This window comes from Streptomyces sp. NPDC087420 (assembly GCF_044744165.1).
Classification (GTDB): Bacteria; Actinomycetota; Actinomycetes; order Streptomycetales; family Streptomycetaceae; genus Streptomyces.
The window spans coordinates 137,415-154,184 of sequence record NZ_JBIUXU010000011.1 but is presented as its reverse complement, the minus strand read 5'-3'; the positions used below and the strand labels follow the sequence as shown (position 1 = coordinate 154,184).

The 16,770-nt window shown below is 69.5% G+C and carries 22 protein-coding genes and 1 pseudogene; 12 read left to right on the top strand and 11 right to left on the bottom strand.

The window, feature by feature from the left end; genetic code table 11:
• Positions 1-70 precede the first annotated feature (70 nt).
• From ACIO1C_RS23685 to ACIO1C_RS23675, 3 genes and pseudogenes are all read right to left on the bottom strand, one after another.
• A pseudogene (locus ACIO1C_RS23685) lies at positions 71-304 on the bottom strand (helix-turn-helix transcriptional regulator); the annotation flags it as partial.
• 16 nt (positions 305-320) lie between these two features.
• Positions 321-542 (bottom strand): hypothetical protein, encoded by a 222-nt coding sequence (locus tag ACIO1C_RS23680; RefSeq protein WP_401866582.1) that lies wholly within the window; start codon positions 540-542, stop codon positions 321-323.
• A gap of 215 nt (positions 543-757) precedes the next feature.
• A complete protein-coding gene (locus tag ACIO1C_RS23675) occupies positions 758-1,330 on the bottom strand; it encodes a cob(I)yrinic acid a,c-diamide adenosyltransferase (RefSeq protein ID WP_401866580.1) in 573 nt (190 codons plus the stop codon).
• A gap of 226 nt (positions 1,331-1,556) precedes the next feature.
• Between ACIO1C_RS23675 and ACIO1C_RS23670 the strand changes: the two genes are divergently transcribed.
• The 3 genes from ACIO1C_RS23670 to ACIO1C_RS23660 all read left to right on the top strand — a co-directional run bounded on the left by ACIO1C_RS23670 (position 1,557) and on the right by ACIO1C_RS23660 (position 5,734).
• Positions 1,557-2,405 carry a 3-hydroxyacyl-CoA dehydrogenase family protein gene (locus ACIO1C_RS23670; RefSeq protein ID WP_401866578.1) on the top strand — a complete coding sequence of 283 codons (849 nt, stop codon included), beginning with the start codon at positions 1,557-1,559 and terminating at the stop codon, positions 2,403-2,405.
• A 156-nt stretch (positions 2,406-2,561) separates the two neighbouring features.
• The gene (locus ACIO1C_RS23665; protein WP_401866576.1) at positions 2,562-2,885 is read left to right on the top strand and encodes an STAS domain-containing protein; all 324 of its coding nucleotides are present in this window, start codon (positions 2,562-2,564) and stop codon (positions 2,883-2,885) included.
• A 257-nt stretch (positions 2,886-3,142) separates the two neighbouring features.
• On the top strand, positions 3,143-5,734 hold the full coding sequence (locus tag ACIO1C_RS23660) for an ATP-binding protein (protein ID WP_401866574.1): 2,592 nt from the start codon (positions 3,143-3,145) through the stop codon (positions 5,732-5,734).
• 90 nt (positions 5,735-5,824) lie between these two features.
• On the opposite strand, the gene ACIO1C_RS23655 is transcribed toward ACIO1C_RS23660, so the two are convergent.
• Positions 5,825-6,067, bottom strand: coding sequence for a hypothetical protein (locus ACIO1C_RS23655; RefSeq protein WP_401866573.1), 243 nt, complete (start codon positions 6,065-6,067; stop codon positions 5,825-5,827).
• A gap of 5 nt (positions 6,068-6,072) precedes the next feature.
• Positions 6,073-6,336: a hypothetical protein gene (locus tag ACIO1C_RS23650; RefSeq protein ID WP_401866571.1), complete on the bottom strand. Its 264-nt coding sequence runs from the start codon at positions 6,334-6,336 to the stop codon at positions 6,073-6,075.
• Between the two features lie 179 nt (positions 6,337-6,515).
• On the opposite strand from ACIO1C_RS23650, the gene ACIO1C_RS23645 reads away from it, so the two are divergent.
• Positions 6,516-7,211, top strand: a complete 696-nt coding sequence (locus ACIO1C_RS23645; RefSeq protein WP_401866569.1) for a type 1 glutamine amidotransferase domain-containing protein — start codon at positions 6,516-6,518, stop codon at positions 7,209-7,211.
• Between the two features lie 36 nt (positions 7,212-7,247).
• On the opposite strand, the gene ACIO1C_RS23640 is transcribed toward ACIO1C_RS23645, so the two are convergent.
• Together ACIO1C_RS23640 and ACIO1C_RS23635 are read right to left on the bottom strand one after the other, a co-directional pair.
• The gene (locus tag ACIO1C_RS23640; protein ID WP_401866568.1) at positions 7,248-7,961 is read right to left on the bottom strand and encodes an SDR family NAD(P)-dependent oxidoreductase; all 714 of its coding nucleotides are present in this window, start codon (positions 7,959-7,961) and stop codon (positions 7,248-7,250) included.
• A 139-nt stretch (positions 7,962-8,100) separates the two neighbouring features.
• Entirely contained in the window at positions 8,101-8,559 is a 459-nt protein-coding gene (locus ACIO1C_RS23635) for a MarR family winged helix-turn-helix transcriptional regulator (protein WP_401866566.1), read from the bottom strand.
• A 63-nt stretch (positions 8,560-8,622) separates the two neighbouring features.
• Here ACIO1C_RS23635 and ACIO1C_RS23630 point away from each other — a divergent pair, with 63 nt between their 5' ends.
• The 4 genes from ACIO1C_RS23630 to ACIO1C_RS23615 all read left to right on the top strand — a co-directional run bounded on the left by ACIO1C_RS23630 (position 8,623) and on the right by ACIO1C_RS23615 (position 11,296).
• Positions 8,623-8,991, top strand: coding sequence for a VOC family protein (locus tag ACIO1C_RS23630; protein ID WP_401866564.1), 369 nt, complete (start codon positions 8,623-8,625; stop codon positions 8,989-8,991).
• A 211-nt stretch (positions 8,992-9,202) separates the two neighbouring features.
• On the top strand, positions 9,203-10,159 hold the full coding sequence (locus tag ACIO1C_RS23625) for a MerR family transcriptional regulator (protein WP_401866562.1): 957 nt from the start codon (positions 9,203-9,205) through the stop codon (positions 10,157-10,159).
• A gap of 214 nt (positions 10,160-10,373) precedes the next feature.
• A complete protein-coding gene (locus tag ACIO1C_RS23620) occupies positions 10,374-10,955 on the top strand; it encodes a DUF6232 family protein (RefSeq protein ID WP_401866560.1) in 582 nt (193 codons plus the stop codon).
• The gene (locus tag ACIO1C_RS23615) at positions 10,952-11,296 is read left to right on the top strand and encodes a hypothetical protein (protein ID WP_401866558.1); all 345 of its coding nucleotides are present in this window, start codon (positions 10,952-10,954) and stop codon (positions 11,294-11,296) included. The genes ACIO1C_RS23620 and ACIO1C_RS23615 overlap by 4 nt, the downstream gene beginning before the upstream one ends.
• Before the next feature lie 156 nt (positions 11,297-11,452).
• Here ACIO1C_RS23615 and ACIO1C_RS23610 read toward each other — a convergent pair whose 3' ends face one another.
• Both ACIO1C_RS23610 and ACIO1C_RS23605 read right to left on the bottom strand, forming a co-directional pair.
• Positions 11,453-12,019, bottom strand: coding sequence for an ATP-binding protein (locus ACIO1C_RS23610; protein ID WP_401866556.1), 567 nt, complete (start codon positions 12,017-12,019; stop codon positions 11,453-11,455).
• Positions 12,020-12,023: 4 nt separating this feature from the next.
• The gene (locus ACIO1C_RS23605) at positions 12,024-12,374 is read right to left on the bottom strand and encodes a recombinase family protein (RefSeq protein ID WP_401866554.1); all 351 of its coding nucleotides are present in this window, start codon (positions 12,372-12,374) and stop codon (positions 12,024-12,026) included.
• Between the two features lie 385 nt (positions 12,375-12,759).
• On the opposite strand from ACIO1C_RS23605, the gene ACIO1C_RS23600 reads away from it, so the two are divergent.
• Both ACIO1C_RS23600 and ACIO1C_RS23595 read left to right on the top strand, forming a co-directional pair.
• Complete coding sequence (locus ACIO1C_RS23600) at positions 12,760-13,578, top strand: helix-turn-helix domain-containing protein (RefSeq protein WP_401866553.1); 819 nt, start codon at positions 12,760-12,762, stop codon at positions 13,576-13,578.
• Positions 13,579-13,591: 13 nt separating this feature from the next.
• Positions 13,592-13,798 (top strand): DUF397 domain-containing protein, encoded by a 207-nt coding sequence (locus tag ACIO1C_RS23595; RefSeq protein WP_401866551.1) that lies wholly within the window; start codon positions 13,592-13,594, stop codon positions 13,796-13,798.
• 66 nt (positions 13,799-13,864) lie between these two features.
• Here ACIO1C_RS23595 and nucS read toward each other — a convergent pair whose 3' ends face one another.
• On the bottom strand, positions 13,865-14,524 hold the full coding sequence (nucS, locus tag ACIO1C_RS23590) for an endonuclease NucS (RefSeq protein ID WP_327234469.1): 660 nt from the start codon (positions 14,522-14,524) through the stop codon (positions 13,865-13,867).
• A 213-nt stretch (positions 14,525-14,737) separates the two neighbouring features.
• On the opposite strand from nucS, the gene ACIO1C_RS23585 reads away from it, so the two are divergent.
• A complete protein-coding gene (locus ACIO1C_RS23585; RefSeq protein WP_167027054.1) occupies positions 14,738-15,130 on the top strand; it encodes an SCO5389 family protein in 393 nt (130 codons plus the stop codon).
• A 66-nt stretch (positions 15,131-15,196) separates the two neighbouring features.
• Here the strand turns inward: ACIO1C_RS23585 and ACIO1C_RS23580 are convergent, their stop codons facing one another.
• Positions 15,197-16,210: an LLM class flavin-dependent oxidoreductase gene (locus ACIO1C_RS23580; RefSeq protein ID WP_401866550.1), complete on the bottom strand. Its 1,014-nt coding sequence runs from the start codon at positions 16,208-16,210 to the stop codon at positions 15,197-15,199.
• 211 nt (positions 16,211-16,421) lie between these two features.
• Here ACIO1C_RS23580 and ACIO1C_RS23575 point away from each other — a divergent pair, with 211 nt between their 5' ends.
• Complete coding sequence (locus ACIO1C_RS23575) at positions 16,422-16,751, top strand: ATP/GTP-binding protein (protein ID WP_401866548.1); 330 nt, start codon at positions 16,422-16,424, stop codon at positions 16,749-16,751.
• Positions 16,752-16,770: the final 19 nt, after the last annotated feature.

Genomic DNA, 16,770 nt, shown 5'->3' with positions numbered 1-16,770 from the left:
AATCGTCAATAGGTCCAGACCACCTACGCCGATAGGTGGCCTGGGCACCCAACTCCTGGGCGAGCACGGCCGCTTGCACCCGGCTGCGCGGCGAAAGCTTCCCCAGCACCCTACTGACGTGCGTCTTCACCGTAGCCTCCGCCATGTCGAGGCGTACGGCGATCGCCGCGTTCGACAGCCCCTCACCCAGACATGACAGCACTTCACGCTCCCGCCGGGTAAGCGCTTCCAGCGCTTCCCGTACGGCCGGGTCCGCCGCGCGCACCGCCGACTGGTCCTCGGCGACCAGCACCCGGATCGTCATCGCCCGTCACGTTCCCTCATCGCCCGTCACGTTCCTTGCCGGCGGGCGGCCGGGCCCGTACCCGCCATATCTTCCGGCCGCCGTCGTCGGTGACGGGACCGGAGGCCAACACACCGTCCAGCAGCGCCACCTGGCGGGTCCGCGGCCTGACCCCGCGGTACGCGGCGGGGCGACGGCGGCCGGGGGCGGCGGTCCTGCTCCTGGAGCCGCTGCCGGAGGTCGTCCTGCCGGCCGCCACGGCGGTCGACCTCAGGAACGGCGCCGAGCCGGACGGGAAACACGGCCTGGCCGCGCTCCACCTCGGCCACCCCGTCGCGTACGGGCACTCCACGGTCCGCTGGATCGACGGGCACGTCGCCCACCGCTGGGCGGCCCGCCCCCGCGCAAGCCCAAGAAGGACCCGGCGTCCGTCGGCGGCGGCTCCCGGAAGGACGGCTGACCCGCGCTCTCGCCCTACCGCTCGCCGCCCGGCACCCACAGCACGTCCCCGACCTCCTTGTTGGCCACCCGCGCCAGAATGAACAGGAGGTCGGAGAGGCGGTTCAGGTACGTTGCCGTCAGGGCGTTCATGATGTCGCCGTGCACCTCCAGCGCCGCCCAGGTCGAGCGCTCCGCGCGCCGTACGACCGTGCACGCCTGGTGCAGCAGCGCCGCGCCGGGGGCGCCGCCCGGGAGGATGAAGCTGCGGAGCTTCTCCACCTCCTCCAGGAAGCGGTCGCAGTCCGCCTCCAGCTTGTCGACGTACGCCTGCTCGACCCGCAGCGGCGGGTACTCGGGGTTCTCCACCACCGGGTTGCACAGGTCCGCGCCCACGTCGAAGAGGTCGTTCTGGACCCGGACGAGGACCTTCACGATCTCCTCGGGGAGCCGGCCCAGCGCGATTGCCGTACCGATGCACGCGTTCGCCTCGTTGGCGTCGGCGTACGCGGCGATCCGCAGATCGGTCTTGACCGTACGGCTCATGTCGCCGAGCGCCGTGGTGCCCTTGTCGCCGGTGCGGGTGTAGATACGCGTCAGATTGACCATACGACCAGCGTAGTGACGGCCCCGGAGGTGCTACGCCGTACGGGGGAGAACCCGCACAAGTGCCCGGCGCGGGGCCCCTGATGGGCCCCCACGGTGTGATGTCCGTCATGTGAGACGTGACGCGCATCTCTTCGCCGCCATCCGGCCGCCCGCGAACGCTAATCTCCGGCAGAGCACGCAAATGTAAACCCGGCGTTAAGACCGGGGGCGATTCAAGGGGTGTGTCGTGGCCAGGAAGCTCGCCGTCATCGGGGCCGGACTCATGGGGTCCGGGATCGCGCAGGTCTCGGCCCAGGCCGGCTGGGACGTCGTCCTGCGTGACGTCACCGACGCGGCCCTGGCCCGCGGGATCGACGGCATCAGAGCCTCGTACGGCAAGTTTGTGGCCAAGGGCAAGCTCGAAGAGGCCGACGCCGACGCCGCGCTGGGCCGGATCACGACCACCACCGACCTGGACGCCGTCGCCGACGCGGACCTCGTGGTGGAGGCCGTGTTCGAGCGGCTGGACGTCAAGCACGAGATCTTCCGTGAGCTCGACAAGCTCGTACGGGACGACGCCGTCCTCGCCTCCAACACCTCGGCCATCCCGATCACGAAGATCGCCGCCGTGACGGACCGTCCGGAGCGTGTCGTCGGTACGCACTTCTTCTCGCCGGTGCCGATGATGCGGCTGTGCGAACTGGTCCGCGGGTACAAGACCAGCGACGAAGCGCTCGCCACCGCGCGGGAGTTCGCCGAGTCCGTCGGCAAGACGTGTGTGGTGGTCAACCGCGACGTGGCGGGCTTTGTGACCACCCGGCTGATCTCCGCGCTCGTCGTGGAGGCCGCCAAGCTCTACGAGTCGGGCGTCGCGTCCGCCGAGGACATCGACACCGCCTGCAAGCTGGGCTTCGGACACGCGATGGGCCCGCTCGCCACCGCCGATCTGACGGGCGTCGACATCCTGCTCCACGCCACCGAGAACATCTACACCGAGTCGCAGGACGAGAAGTTCGCCCCGCCGGAGCTGATGCGCCGGATGGTGGACGCGGGTGACATCGGACGCAAGAGCGGGCAGGGGTTCTACAAGCACTGAGCCGCGCCTGAGCCGCACCGACCGTCGCGACCTCACCCCACCGGGTGAATTCGGTATCGGTTCGCTCACAGACGGCAACTTCCACGGCTGCGTGACAGTCAGTGGGTTGCGAGACCGAACAGGCCACGGAGCACTGACCACTCTCGGGGAGCGCATATGCACATCAGGGGCGACCACGCCGAGCTGGTAGTCGAGGGCCGCCTCGACGTACGCAGCGCGGCGGACGCCCGTACGGTCCTGCACGCGGCCGTCGACGACGGAGCCGGCGACCTCGTGCTCGACCTGACCGCTCTGGACTCCTGGGACGCCACGGGACTCGGCGTCATCATGGGGGCCCACCGACGGGCGGGACGGTGTGGACGGAGACTCGTCCTGCGCAACGTCCCGCCGCAGATGCAGCGGCTGCTCGTGGCCACCCGGCTGCACCGCATCCTCGCCATCGAGGGCGGAATCGCTGCGGAGTCGCTGCCGCGGGTGTGAGGCGTGTGGGCGTGAGGCCTGCGCGCCCCGCGCGCCTCGGTGCGCCGTACGCACTCCCCAATGCGCCGCACAATCCTCACGAGAACGTGACTTCCTGGGCAGGCCACCACCCCGCCTGTTCGTAGATACTGTCCGGAGCTTAGGGTTTCGGCCGTCTGCGGATCGACCGACCCATGGAGCAGGCACCGGACCGGAGCGACAGACAAGCGTGCGAGGCCGGGGGGCAACCGCACGCCACGATCTGGGGGACTTTCACGATGGACCCGATGAGCCGGGGAGCGGAAGAACACGGCCACGACGGCGAACCCGCCGCCGCGAGCACCGACGAGCAGCCGCCGGCGCGCGAGCCCCTCACACCGGCGCTCGGACACCTCAAGGGCGCGGGACCGGCCACCCCCGCGCGCGCCCGTACGGTCCAGTTGATATCCGGCGACTTCCTGCTCACCGTCAACCCCGTCGACGGCACGGAGATAGAGCCCTGCCCGCCGGGCCGTAAACCCGCCGCACCCATCCGGCGCAGCGCCACCGAGCGCACCGACCTCCAGCGCGCCGGCCGCCCGCCCGTGCCGGCCGGGCCCGCCGCGCCGCCCCTCCCGCTCCTGGAGCGCGGCGCCGAGCACAAGGAACTGGTCGAGCTGCTCGGCCGCGGCCGTTCCGTACGCCTCACCGGACAGCCCGGATCCGGCCGCACCGCGCTGATCGAGGCCGTCGGCGCCGAGTGCGCGGACCTCGCGCCCGACGGTGTCGTACGGCTCTCCGGCCACCGCCGCACCACCACCGAGCTGCTGTACGACCTGTACGCGGCGGTCTACCGCATCGAGCTGTCCCGCCCCGACCGGGCCGCCCTGCTCGAACGGGTCCGCGACATCGGGGCCGTCGTCCTCCTCGACGACCTGGAGATCGGCGGGGAAGCCCTCGACGAGCTGCTCGCCGCGACCCCCGAATGCGCGTACCTGCTCGCCACCGCGCCCGACGCCGACCCGCCCTCCGCCACCGCGCGCCTGCACGAGGTCCTGCTCGGCGGCATCGGGCGAGGGGGCTCGCTGGAACTGATGGAACGCGCCGTCGACCGCCCCCTCACCGACGAGGAGGCGAACTGGGCGGGGGACCTCTGGTTCGAGTCCGAGGGTCTGCCCCTGCGCTTCGTCCAGGCCGGCGCGCTGCTGCGCCAGCGCGACGTCCTGCGGGGCGCGTCCGCCGAGGCCCTGGACGAGTTCGAGCCGTTCGCGGAGACCACCGGTGACGTACCGCTCGTCATCCGGCTCGGCGCCCCCGACGGCTACGACCCGCCCCTGCCCACCGTCGGCGAGGGCGCCGCGCCCGCGGCCCTGCTCGCCTCCCGGCTGAGCGAGTCCGCCCGCGCCACCCTGCGCTTCGCCGTCGCGCTCGGCGGTGAGGTGCCGCACCAGGCGCACCTGCCCGCGCTGATCGGCGACACCCACGCGGACGCCGCCCTCGGCGAACTGATGGCCTGTGCGCTGATCTCGCCGGTCGGCACCCGCTACCGGCTGGCGACCGGCGTCGCCGTCCAGCTGGAGGCGGTGGGGTACGGCGAGGACGCGGTGTCCCACGCCCACACGGCGGCCCAGCACTACGCCTGGTGGTCCGCGCACCCCTCGGTCACGCCGGAGCGCGCCGCCGCGGAGGCCGACGCGATCCTCGCCGCGATGGCGCCGCTCGTCACGAGCCAGGAGGCGGGGCACGCCAGCGCGGCCGTCCTGCTGGCCCGCAGCGCCGCGCCCGCGTTCCTGGCCGGGCTGCACTGGGGCGCGTGGGAGCGGGCCCTGCGGTCCGGCTCCGAGGCCGCCAGGCTGGCGGGAGAGGTCGCCGAAGAGGCGTACTTTCACCACGAGTTGGGGGTCCTCGCGCTGTGCGTGGGGAATCTGGAGCGCGCCCGTGCGGAGCTGGAGGCCTCGATCGGGATGCGGGGCGCCGTCGCCGACCGCAGCGGTACGGTCGCCGGCCGCCGCGCGCTGGCCCTCGTCACGGACCGCGAGGGCGGACTGACCGGGATCCCCGGCCTGTCGGGCTTCGGGGTGGCGGGGAACGCCTTCGGCGCCCGTACGACCCCGCAGGGCGACGCGACGCCCCCCACGCCGAAGGCGCTCGCGCTGGGCGGCGGCTCCGGGGTGGTGGCGGCGCTGCCCGCGCTGCCTCCGGGCGGCGGGGACAACCAGGCCGGCGGGAACAACATGCTGGTCACCCGGCAGGACACCCCGGTCGGCGGCACCCCGTCGGTCGGCGCACCCCCCGCGCCGCACCGCCGCCGACGCCGCTCGGTCCTGGGCGGCGCGCGCCGGAACCTGGTCGCGGCGGGCACGGGCGCGGTGCTGGCCGCCGTACTGGGCACGGTCGTGACCCTGGGCGCGACGTCCAACAACGACAACAACCAGCTCGACCACGGGACGCCGGGGCAGTCGGTGGACCCGGAGGACGGCGACGGCGGCGTACCGCAGGACCAGCCGGACGCCGGCTCGACGAACCGCCCCGGCGGCGGAAACGCGGCGGTCCCGGGCGAGGCGGGCCCCCCGTCCCCGACAGGCACGGGCACCGCGTCAGGCAGCCCGACCACCACAAAGAGCCCGTCCCCCACCACAAGCTCCACCGCGACGGACCCGGACGACGACGACCCGTCCACCCCCACCAAGTCACCCACGAAGTCCCCGTCGCACCCGACAACCCCGTCGGACACCCCCACGGACCCCCCGAGCGAAACCCCGTCGGACACCCCCACGGAAACCCCCACCGAGACCCCGTCGTCGGACGCGACACCCCCGACGGCCAGCTCCTCCCAGCCGAGCCTGAGCGCGGGCACGCCGTCAGGCACACCTGGCGGCGTCATCGCCTGACCCGTACAACACACCGCCCGGCCCACCGAAATCTACGGCGGACCGGGCGGTTCGGCTCTCGGACGCCAGCGACTCCGTCCATCGGAGCCGTCAGACGTAGACGACGCGGACGACGGTCACCACGAGCACAGCCGCGCTGATGTAGTAGCGGACGACAACTCCACCGACGGTGGCCTCGCGGCGATCGGCGTCCGCCTTGACCGGCGTGGAGCCGTGCCCGTACGGATCGGCGGTCAGGCGGCGTATGCCGGCGTCGAAGACGGTCTGTAACGCACGAGGCATCGCGCTGCGGGCCTGGTCAGCGGGCGGCGCGTACTGAAGCCGGTAGCTCATGCGACCTACGAGCCGGGCGGGGCATCCTTCGCACCGATGTCCTCGCCGCGGGCCAGCCTCTCGAAGAGGGCGTCGTCCTCGTCGTCCGCACGGGTGCCGGCCAGTGCCCAGCGCACCAGGGTCGCGGGGAGTTCGGCGGCGGGCGCGTGCTCGATCTCGCGATTGAACTCTGCGGCCCTGCCCGCGTCCATGGTCGCGCGCACGGCCGCGATCGTGCCGGGCAGCTCTACGAGTTCCCCGCCGATGACGGTCTTGAGAGTGGTATCCACGCTGTTCTCCTTCCGCGTCGTACGGTACGCGCGGCTGTACAGCCGGTGGGCGCCTCGTCACCGAAATTCACTCGTCCGGGTCGGCCCACGGGTCCCTGAACACATGCGTCCGATCGGGCACCTGATTAGGCTGAAAGTGGATAAATCGGCTTCATCATCCGAATGGAGGCGCATGAGTGATGGCGAAGATCCTTTTCATAGTGAGCGGGGCGACGTACTGGGTGCTCAAGGACGGCACCAGGTATGCCACCGGCTACTGGGCCGAGGAGTTTGCGAACCCGTACAAGGAGATCACCGACGCCGGGCACGAGGTGGTGGTCGCGACGCCCGGTGGGGTGACGCCGAACGTCGACATGATGAGCCTGCGCCCCTCCATGGTGGGCGGCGAACAGGAAGCCCTCGATCTTGAGGCCGTCATCCGCGACGCGGAGGTGATGCGGCGGCCGATCAAGCTGTCGGACGTACGGCTTGAGGACTACGACGCGGTCTATCTGCCCGGGGGCCACGGCCCGATGTCGGACCTGGCATTCGACGCGGACGTCGGTCGGCTGCTGTCGGCGCAGCTTGCCTCGGGCAATCCGCTCTTCATCGTGTGCCACGCCCCCGCGGCGCTGCTCGCCACCAGGATCCATGGTGAGTCGCCGTTCAAGGGCTACAAGGTCACCGGCTTCACCAACGAGGAGGAAGAAGGCGTCGGACTGGCCTCCAGGGCCACATGGCTGCTGGAGACCGACCTCAAGGAGAAGGTCGGCGTCCAGTTCAGCCGCGGCCCGGCCTGGGAGCCGTACATGGTGGAGGACCGCAACCTGGTCACGGGGCAGAACCCCCACTCGGCCGCCGTCCTGGGAGAGCGGCTGCTCAAGGCCCTGGTCTGAGACTCGGAGGAGAGGGCGAGCAACCCACCCCCCACCTCAGTGCCCCGCGCTCTGCCCCCCGTCGACGTGCGAGATCTCACCGGTGACAAACGGGGCCTGCTCCAGGTAGAGCACGGCCCGGAGGACATCGTCGACCTCGCCCATCCGACCGACCGGGTGGCGCGCCGCCTGGAACCCGCCGGGGTCCGTCGGGTGCATCGGGGTCCGGATGACGCCGAGCGAGACGGCGTTCACCCGGACACCGCGGGTGGCGTATTCGATCGCCAGCGACTTCGTGACGCCGTTCAGCCCACCTTTGGTGAGGGACGTAAGGGCCCCGCCCACGGCGGCGTCGGCGTTCTCGACAAGGCTGCTTGAAATATTCACCACATGCCCCCCACCCTCCCGGGAGAGCATCGCGGCGATCACGCTGCGCGAGACCTCGAAGAACCCGCGCACGTTCACCCCGACCACCAACTCGAAGTCCTCGTCGGTGTACTCGACGAACGGCTTGGAGACGAACACCCCGGCACCGTTGACCAGTGTGTCGATACGCCCGAACCGTTCGAGGGTCGCGCCGACCAGCCGCGCCCCGGCCCCGGGCTCGGTCACGTCGGCGGCCAGCGCGAGCACCCCGGCATCACTGGACGCCGGGGCGGCCCGGTCGGTGGCGGTGACCGCGTACCCCAGTCCGCGATAGGCCGCGACGAGGGCCCCGCCGATACCCCCGGAGGCCCCCGTGATGATGGCGACCTTCTGCTCGCTGCCCACAAGAGTCTCCCGTCATCCGAACCACATCCAAGCCGCGCCGGACGTCCACACCTTTCCGGATACGAGGCGATCGGCAGAGCGACTCCGCCAGGACCACGAAGCATGGAAACCATTCGGCGTACGCGCCCACGGCGCAGAGCTATGCGCCGTCGCTGCCGTCGCGCAGGGACCGAACCATGCTCCGCAGTATCCGGAACGCGTCCGACTGCTCGGTCTCGCTCATGCCCGCCAGCATTCTGACCTCGACGGACCGGACCGCCGCGGTCGCCTTCTCCAGGCTCCGCCGGCCGCGAGGCGTGAGCCGTGCGGGAAGAACCTTCCCGACGGGCGCCTCCGCGGGCCTGGTCACGTAGCCGTCTCGTTCCAGGGTCTGGAGCAGCACGTTCATCGACTGCCGTGTCACGAACGCGCCCCGCGCGAGCTCGGAGTTCGACAAGCCCGGCCGTTGAGCCAGCAGCTCTAGGCAGGAGTAGTGCGTCACGCTCATCCCGAGTGGCCGCAGCACCTCCTCCATGGCTGCGCGCAGGGCGCTCGAAGCCTCTTTGAGCAGGTAGCCCAGTGATGTGTCCAGGTTGATGCCGGCACCTATTTGACTCATGTCAGGATTCTGACATACGTTGGCTGGTGTCAGTAAACTGACACGAAAAGAAGGAGCGACATCATGCCCGCCACCGGCCCCGACTTCATCTCACTCCAGGCGCGCGACCTCGACGCTTCCCAGGCGTTCTACGAGCAGTACCTCGGCCTCGTCCGCTCGCAGGCCGGACCTCCGCACGCCGTCGTCTTCGAGACGAAGCCGATCGCGTTCGCACTCCGTGACGTCGTCCCCGGCACCGATCTCGCATCCGTCACCCAGCCCGGCATCGGCGCCGCGATCTGGCTCCACGCCACCGACGTCCAGGCCATCCACGACGCCCTCGTCACCGACGGCCACACCATCGTCTCCGCACCGATCGACGGCCCCTTCGGCCGGACCTTCACCTTTGCCGACCCGGACGGCTACCACATCACCCTCCACGACCGCGCCTGACACGACCGACGCCCCCAGGCCATGGACGACGAGCTCAACCAGCTACGGCCGTCCCGCGGACCCTGTTCCTTCGCCCCGCCCTCGGGGACGCGGACATCGCTCTGTACGCGGTGAAGGTGGCGCGGAGCAGTGTGTGGGGGGTTGCACCTTCCGTAGCGGCATGTGGTCCTGTGGACTCGCGTCCCGATCCGTTGGGGAAAGGTCCTTGCTCATGCGTTCGTCCTTCGTGCCGCCCCGCCAGGTCAAGATCGGTGACGCGGCGGCCTTCACCGGCAGCACGCCACGGGCGATTCGCCACTACCACGAGATCGGCCTGCTCCCCGAGCCTGAGCGGGGCGGCGACGACCGCCGCCGCTACGGGTACGAGGACATGATCCGCCTGCTGTGGATTCGCAGGATGGCCGACGCAGGGATCGCCCTGGACGACATCCGTGACGCCTTCACCACCGGCACGGCTTCCGCCGGTGCGGACAGCGGAGACGGTATCGCGGGCATCCTGGAGCGGTTGGAGGAAACCCTCGCCGAGCAGGAGGCGGAGTCGAGGCGGCAGCGGACCGCCGTGCGGCGGATGCGCGCCGAAGGCAGCCGGATGGGCCTGCTCTCCGACTTCGTCACCGCACGCCTCACGAGCCTGCCTGAGGGCTCCCTTCGCCAGGCGGACCTGGACAGTCTGCTGGTCACTGAGCGGATCTTCGGCCCGCTCGGCGCGGCCGTCCAGGCCACCCGCTTCGTCGCCCTGGCCACGCATCCCACGCTGCGGGAGGATTCCGACCGCGTCGATGACGCCGAGGAGGCACTCGACGACAGCGTCGCCGTCGATGATCCACGGGTGGTTCAAGTGGCCGCCGAGCGGCACGCCTTCGAAAGCGCCCTTCAGGCCGTCATCGAGGAGTCCGGCCTGGGCATGGGCGACGATGACCTCTTCGACGCCTGGGACACTCTGCACCCTGGTACCGCCGATGACGGCGAGGACGAGGACGAGGACGAGGCCGACCTCAGCTCTGACAGACGGGAGGCTGACTCCATGAGCGCGTCCGAAGCCACCGGCAAAATGCCCTACGACTTCTCCCCGGCCCGCCTGCGCTGTATGGAACTGGCCGAAGAACTATCCGCACGGTCGGCACCAGCGCCGACAACGCGGCCTGCGAGAGTTTCCACGCCTCCCTGAACGCGAGACCTTCCGGGCACCCACGACTACGGCGACGCCGGCACCACGCCGCTGAACTCACAGTCGCCACGTGATCAATAACCGCGTGCCCACCTTCACGGGGAGAAGGCCCATGGACTCGGAATTGGCTGCTTCTCGTCTCCCGCGCGGAGCTGAGTTGCTGCTTAATAGGGCTCCCGCGCGTGCGGGTGAGTGACGAGTACACGGGGAGCACATGAACACCACGGGGGGCTTTGGGCCGCCGTCGACACCCACGCCACCGTCAGGACCGCCGCCCTCCCGCCCGCCGGATCCTCCGTCCGGGCCTCCCTCGACGCCGCCGCCGCTACCGCCGCTGCCGACCCCGGACGGCGTCCTGGAGATTTCGGTCAAGCGCCGGATGCTCTGGATCGGCGCGGCGGCCCTGCCGCTGCACAACCTCACCCGGGTCGAGGCCATCAAGCTCAGGCCGGATCGGAACCTCGTCCGCTACCTGATGGGGCTGGCGCTTGTCGCCGTCGTCTACTCGGTGACCGACTGGACACTGGTTCTCCTCCTACTGATCGTTCTGGCCGCCTTCTTCGTTGCGGCGCTGATCAAACCGGAGAGGCCGGTCCTGGTGGTGGAGACGGCAGGCGGCTCCTTGGTGCTCGTGACCCTGCCGAGCGTGGACGAGCTGCGGGTGATCGCCGGGCGCATCGTCCACGCGATCGACCACCCGGAGGCGGAGTTCACGGCGTACGTCAACCAGTTGAACAACTACAACGGCCCCGTCTTCAACCAGAGCGGCGGTCAGAACACGGGGATCAGGCTGTGAGCGAACCGACGCACCACTCGACCTACAACGCGCCGGTTTTCAACCAGAACGGCGGTCAGAACATCGGCATCAACTACGGCTACGTCGGTGCCGCTCAGGACCCGGAATTGCGCGCGGCCGTCGAGGAGTTGACCGCTCGGCTCCGCGACCTCGCCGCCCACCTCACCCCGGACCAGGCGCGTGCGGTCGAGGAGACCCTGCCTGTCCTCGCCCTGGACCGCGAAGCCATGACCGAACGCGGCCTCACCCTGGCCCGTCTCGGCCAGATCACCGCGGCGGTCGGCCCGGTGGCCCAGCCCGTCGGGGACGCGCTGGGACGATTGCTCGGACTGCTTGGCTAGTACTGCGAGCGTGTGTGGCGTGGCGGTGTGTCGGTTCGGGGGCTGTGGCCTCGTCTGCCCGTACGCCTCACCAACGGTCAGCCATGCGAACGTCACCCGCGCGGCGAGGGCCCGCTCGCGTCTTTTACCGCGTTAGATGTGTGCCCGTAGCCCGAATTACAGCCTGCGCAGGCCTTCCAGAACGCGTTCCATCAGTGCGCTTTCGGCCTGTTCTCTTGCCTTGCCCTCGGGGACCCGGACGTCGCTCGGTACGCGGTGAGGGAGCGGGGGTGTCTCGGGGGTGAGATCGGGGGCTTTGGTGAGCGGCAACTCGGCCCACACGATCTTGCCCCCGGCCGGTGGGCGAAAGGTGCCCCACCTTCTGGTGAGCGACTGGACCAGCAGGAGTCCACGTCCACCTTCGTCGTCTGCTGACGGTGCCTTGGTCGCCGGCATCTCGCTGCCTCTGTCCCACACCTCGACGTACAGGTTCATGTCTACGATGCGGAGCTGTACGCCGAGGACATGCTCCGCCTTGACGTCCGACCACGTCGGCTCTGGGGTGTTCGGGCCGGTTGCCTTGACGGCGTTCGTCACCAGTTCGGAGATGATCAGCAGCGCGTCATCCACGACGTCGGTCGCGTCCCACCAGCGCAAGGTGCACTTGGCGAAGGTGCGGGCGCAGCACACCGCCGTGGGAACAGCCGCCAGCGTCAACCGGTCCCAAGCGCGAAGTCGCGACACGCCACTACCTCTTGTCTGCCGACGAGAGGTTGTCTTGGGTCGTACGTGTCGCGAGCACGTGGACGTGTGCCTGAAAGCGGTCTTCCAGGCAGTCGAGCAGCGCGTCTTGAAGCACGTCGTTCGTGGACAGATGGCGCAGCGACGGCAGTACGACGTCGTGCGCGTCCGCACGCCGTAACGCGACCCCCAGCTCGTAGAAGGCTTCGTGCGAGCCGGACTCGACGTCGTGGAAGACCGCCGCCAGCTGGAAGCCGGCCGCTTGGGCGAAGTGCCGCATCCCTTGTTCGGTTGTGTACACCTGCTGATCGGTGACGTCGGAGAAGAGCCGCATGCAGCCGTAGATGAGTGGTTTCACAACGTGCCTCCCTTGCATCGGGAGCCGTGCGGATTCACACGCTGCCGCACCGGCCAGGCAAGTCGGCACGTTCTTGTGACCCTCGGTCGCCACGGATGACCGAGCGTGTTCTCGGCCGGACATGCCGCGCCGAGGTGCATCCCGCTTCTGGGTGCACCTTCGTCACATCACCACCGGCCGGAACTGATCGTGCCAGGCTTGCGTTTGCTCAGCATGCCTCAGCCTGGCAGTACTGTGCAAGGTCATCGAATGCATACCTTGCACACGCAATCTGACTTGCTGTGATGGGTGGGGTTCGGTCAAACTCGTCCGTGACAGCCGTGCACATGAAGGGATGGGGCGAGTGGCGCCGAAACGGCAAGCACCCCCGATTCGTCTCCGCCGCTTGGCGGCCGAACTGCGGCGGCTGCGCGAGATAAGCGGTCTGACCAGGGATGACGTCGCTGAACAGACAGGCATCAACGCCGCGACGCTCTACCGGATCGAGACGGCCAAGGTGCGTCCGCAGCAGCGGACGCTGGTCGGACTGCTGGATCTGTACGGAGTCGCCGACCCACAGCGCTCGGAGATCTTGGCGCTTTCCCGTACCGCGGACGAACAAGGCTGGCTGCGGCCGTATCACGCCGATCTGCCCAATGAATACACTGCGTACATCAGCTTCGAAGCCGAAGCGCGCGGCGTCCGGAACTACGAGTCATTGTTCGTTCCTGGTCTGCTCCAGACCGAGGACTACGCGCGCGCCGTGATCCGGGGCGGAGCTCCGACGGCCACCCCCAAGGAGGTTGACCAGCGGGTACAGGCGCGGGTCGAACGGCAGGCCGTCTTCGAAAAGCAACACCCGCTTGAACTCTGGGCGATCGTGGACGAAGCAACGCTGCGGAGAAGTGTTGGTGGCTCCAAAGTCATGGCCGACCAGCTGAACCGTCTGGTCGCGTCAGCCGCCGAGCCGCACATCACGCTCCAGGTCATCCCCTTTGACACGGGCGCGCACCCCGGGATGCCGGGCAGTTTCGTGCTGATGGACTTTCCGGAAACCTCAGATCCTTCGGTCGTCTACATCGACAGCATGGCCGGTGATCTTTTCCTCGAGGCTGAGGAGGACATCCGGCGGTACAGCCAGATCTTCGATCACCTGCGCGCCCAGGCGATGAGTCCGAATGACTCGGCTGCCTTGATCGGGACGTTGGTTCGAGAGGCCAAATGAGAGAAGGGTAGAGATGAAGCAGGTGGATCTTTCCCACGCTGTGTGGCAGAAGAGCAGTTACAGCAGTGCCAACGGTCAGTGCGTGGAGGTTGCCTACGTCAGTGACGTGGTGGCCATGCGTGACAGCAAGAACCCGATCGGTCCGGCCCTGATCTTCACCCCTGGCGAGTTCAACGCGTTCATATGTGGGGTTGCGGACGGGGAGTTCGGCCGGTCGTAGCCGTCCGCCGGCAGCCGTACGACAAGAAGGGCCCGACCCGCTCGCGAGGTCGGGCCCTTCCGTGCGTCAGAACAGGCGCAGTTTGTCGTCCTCGATGCCTCGCATCGCGTTGTAGTCCAGGACCAGGCAGCCGATGCCTCGGTCCGTGGCCAGGACCCTTGCCTGGGGTTTGATCTCCTGGGCCGCGAACACGCCCTTCACCGGGGCCAGGTGGGGGTCGCGGTTGAGCAACTCCAGGTAACGGGTCAGCTGTTCCACGCCGTCGATGTCGCCTCGGCGCTTCAGTTCCACCGCTACCGTCGCGCCGTCCGCGTCCCGGCACAGGATGTCCACCGGGCCGATCGCCGTCGGGTATTCGCGGCGGATCAGGGTGTAGCCCTCGCCCAGGGTCTCGATGCGGTCGGCGAGGAGTTCCTGGAGGTGTGCCTCCACGCCGTCCTTGATCAGGCCGGGGTCGACGCCCAGCTCGTGGGACGAGTCGTGGAGGACCTCCTCCATCGTGATGATCAGTTTCTCGCCCGCTTTGTTCACCACCGTCCAAGAGCCGTCATCCTCTTTGAGGGTGCAGGGCGGGGACATCCAGTTGAGGGGTTTGTACGCCCGGTCGTCGGCGTGGATCGACACACTGCCGTCGGCTTTGACCAGGATGAGGCGGGGCGCGGAGGGCAGGTGGGCGGTGAGCCGGCCCGCGTAGTCCACGGAGCAGCGGGCAATGACGAGACGCATGGTCGGCAACGCTACTCGACCACCGAGGTCGCGCGCGATTCGCCCCGGAAGCCCCGTTCGTTATTGGCCGGTTGTGTTCCCATTCGCCTGGTGCGGGCCCGACCACACGCCTAACGTGGATACCTGAGGTCGCCGGTCGTGCACGCTGCGTCGTCGTCGCCTCTTTTCCGTGCCCGCAAGACCCCGGTCTTCGGGGTCGCGAGAGGAGAACCCATGTCGCTCGACGTCTCACCGGCACTGTTGGAACAGGCCGAGCGAGGCGAGGTCGACGAAGCGGCTTTCGTCGACTGCGTCCGGACCTCCCTGCCCTACGCGTGGGAGATGATCAGTTCTCTGGTGGCTCAGCTGAAGGTGGACGGTGGACAGTTCGCCGACAACCAGACGCCGCCGCCGGACGAGCAGGCACGTGGTCAGTTGCTGCGCGCCCTCGCGAGTGATGCCATTCGCGGTGCGTTGCAGCGGCACTTCGGAGTGCGTCTCGCCTTCCAGAACTGCCACCGTGTCGCGGTGTTCCCGCTGGATCCCTCGGTCGACGAGCGGCTGGCCCGATTCACCTCGATACGTGGCCAGTTGCTCAACCAGTCCCCCGAACTCCGGGACTGCTGACGTCCCTCGCCGCCACTCCGCCGCCTGAATCGGCGGAGTGGCGGCGCTCAGCGGTCAGTTCAGCGGTCAGTCCACCAGGGGGAGTACGTCTGCGCCCAGCCGCCGTACGTTCTCCTCCGTCGTCGCCAGGTCGCCCGAGCCCTCGACGAGCAGTGCGAAGCGTGTGATCCCGGTACGTTCCGCCGTGGCCGCCAGGCGGTCGGCGGCGAGCCGGGGAGAGCCCACCGGGTGCATGCCGCAGAGCAGATCCGTATAGGCGACGGGGTCGCGCATGGGCCGCTCCCGGCCGTCCACCGTCACATGGGCACCGAGCCCCTGCCGCAGCCAGCCGGGCATCGCCTTGACGAGGCTCTCCCTCGCCTCCGCGGCGGTGTCCGCGATCTGGGCGACCCCCGCCGACACATGGGACACGCGCGGATCGTGTCCGGCCGCGCACGCGTACGTACGCCACAGGGCGACCATCTCCGCCTTCTCGCCGTCTCCCGTGTGCATGCCCAGCAGCATCGGCAGCCCGCGCTCGCCCGCCAGTTGCACGCTCCGGGGCGAGGTGCACGCGACGACCACCTCGGGGCCCGCCGTGTCCAGCAACTCGTCCGGCCGCGGCACGACCGCGACCTCGCGGAAGGTGAAACGGCCGCCCGCCGCTCCGACCCGGCTCTCGCGCAGCCAGCGCAGGAGCAGGTCGAGGGATTCGGGGAAGTCCTCCTCGAAGGCCCGCAGGCCGTTGCCGAACACCTCCAGGTCCACCCAGGGGCCGCCCCGGCCCACCCCGAGCGAGAACCGGCCGCCGGAGATGAGATGCAGCAGCGCGGCCTGCTCGCCGAGGGCCACCGGATGCACGTTCGGCAACACACTGACCGCCGTACCCACCCTGAGGCGCCGGGTCCTGCCGAGCAGCAGCCCGGCCAGGGTCACCGCCGACGGGCACACGCCGTACGGCACGAAGTGGTGTTCGGCCAGCCAGACCGCGTCCAGCCCCGACTCCTCGCCGACCTCGGCGGTACGCACCGCCCGGTGCAGCGCCTCCCCCTGTCCCTGGCCCGGAAACTGGGCCGCGAGCACAAAAGCTCCCACACGCATCGCTCTCTGCCTCCTTGCGGCCGACGCGACTCCCCCTTACCGGCAACAACGTCTGACACGTGCCAAAGGCACGGCTCTCCACAAAGTTCTTGCGATTGTCCGGTAAGTCCCTCTTGGGGTGGGAGTCGTCCTGGGCCGTGTGCGACGTCTACCCGCGAGCCTGGGCCGTAGGCTGGACGGGAACCGTGCTGCCTGCCCCGTGAGGTGTCCTGTGTCCCCGCGCCGCAACCGCCCCCGAGGCGGCGAGAAACCGACCGATCCCGCCGGTGACGCGGGGGACCGGTACGGCGGTTTCCAGCGCTCGGAGGGGTGGCAGGGCGAGCAGTGGTCCGTGCGCCACGTCGCCGGCGCGAGCGCCGCGGGCAAGCGCTACCGCTGCCCGGGATGCGACCAGGAGATCCCCTCGGGGGTCGCGCACGTGGTGGCCTGGCCCGAGTACGGCGGGGTGGAGGACCGGCGGCACTGGCACCAGGCGTGCTGGAACGCGAAGGACCGCCGCACCTCGCGGGTGCAGCGGTCCCGTAACGCGCCTCGGTACTGAAGCCCGGTATTGAAGCCCC

What these genes read in the sequence shown, in the direction of transcription:
- ACIO1C_RS23675 (WP_401866580.1), bottom strand. Translation starts at nt 1,330, where the DNA reads ATGGTCAATCTGACGCGTATCTACACCCGCACCGGCGACAAGGGCACC.
- ACIO1C_RS23665 (WP_401866576.1), top strand. Translation starts at nt 2,562, where the DNA reads ATGCACATCAGGGGCGACCACGCCGAGCTGGTAGTCGAGGGCCGCCTC.
- ACIO1C_RS23660 (WP_401866574.1), top strand. Translation starts at nt 3,143, where the DNA reads ATGGACCCGATGAGCCGGGGAGCGGAAGAACACGGCCACGACGGCGAA.
- ACIO1C_RS23655 (WP_401866573.1), bottom strand. Translation starts at nt 6,067, where the DNA reads ATGAGCTACCGGCTTCAGTACGCGCCGCCCGCTGACCAGGCCCGCAGC.
- ACIO1C_RS23645 (WP_401866569.1), top strand. Translation starts at nt 6,516, where the DNA reads ATGGCGAAGATCCTTTTCATAGTGAGCGGGGCGACGTACTGGGTGCTC.
- ACIO1C_RS23635 (WP_401866566.1), bottom strand. Translation starts at nt 8,559, where the DNA reads ATGAGTCAAATAGGTGCCGGCATCAACCTGGACACATCACTGGGCTAC.
- ACIO1C_RS23630 (WP_401866564.1), top strand. Translation starts at nt 8,623, where the DNA reads ATGCCCGCCACCGGCCCCGACTTCATCTCACTCCAGGCGCGCGACCTC.
- ACIO1C_RS23625 (WP_401866562.1), top strand. Translation starts at nt 9,203, where the DNA reads ATGCGTTCGTCCTTCGTGCCGCCCCGCCAGGTCAAGATCGGTGACGCG.
- ACIO1C_RS23620 (WP_401866560.1), top strand. Translation starts at nt 10,374, where the DNA reads ATGAACACCACGGGGGGCTTTGGGCCGCCGTCGACACCCACGCCACCG.
- ACIO1C_RS23595 (WP_401866551.1), top strand. Translation starts at nt 13,592, where the DNA reads ATGAAGCAGGTGGATCTTTCCCACGCTGTGTGGCAGAAGAGCAGTTAC.
- nucS (WP_327234469.1), bottom strand. Translation starts at nt 14,524, where the DNA reads ATGCGTCTCGTCATTGCCCGCTGCTCCGTGGACTACGCGGGCCGGCTC.
- ACIO1C_RS23585 (WP_167027054.1), top strand. Translation starts at nt 14,738, where the DNA reads ATGTCGCTCGACGTCTCACCGGCACTGTTGGAACAGGCCGAGCGAGGC.
- ACIO1C_RS23580 (WP_401866550.1), bottom strand. Translation starts at nt 16,210, where the DNA reads ATGCGTGTGGGAGCTTTTGTGCTCGCGGCCCAGTTTCCGGGCCAGGGA.